This window comes from Burkholderia sp. SIMBA_062 (assembly GCF_046534765.1).
GTDB lineage: Bacteria > Pseudomonadota > Gammaproteobacteria > Burkholderiales > Burkholderiaceae > Burkholderia > Burkholderia ambifaria.
This window is the reverse complement of sequence record NZ_JAWRYD010000170.1, coordinates 1-316: the sequence shown is the minus strand read 5'-3', so window position 1 is coordinate 316 and position 316 is coordinate 1. Positions and strand designations below refer to the sequence as shown.

1 protein-coding gene is annotated in these 316 nt (G+C 64.2%); it reads right to left on the bottom strand.

From position 1 onward, the window contains the following. Positions 1 to 316: radical SAM protein (locus tag SB786_RS35895; protein ID WP_410731530.1), on the bottom strand; the 316-nt coding region annotated here is incomplete at both ends.

Below are 316 nucleotides of genomic sequence, written 5' to 3'. Positions count from 1 at the left end.
CCAGCATGCGGATAAAATCGAATGGGTCGACGTCCTCTTCCTCGGCCAGCGGCGTGCCGGCAACCTTGACCAGCATGTTGATCGGCACCGACTCGGGGTGCTCGGGCAGGTTGGCCAACTGGATCAGCAGGCCGGCGCGGTCGTCCAGCGATTCGCCCATGCCCAGGATGCCTCCGGAGCAGATCTTCATCCCCGCATCGCGCACGTAGGCCAGGGTCTGCAGGCGCTCGCTGTAGGTGCGGGTGGTGATGATGCTGCCGTAGAACTCCGGCGAGGTGTCGAGGTTGTGGTTGTAGTAATCCAGGCCAGCCTGGGC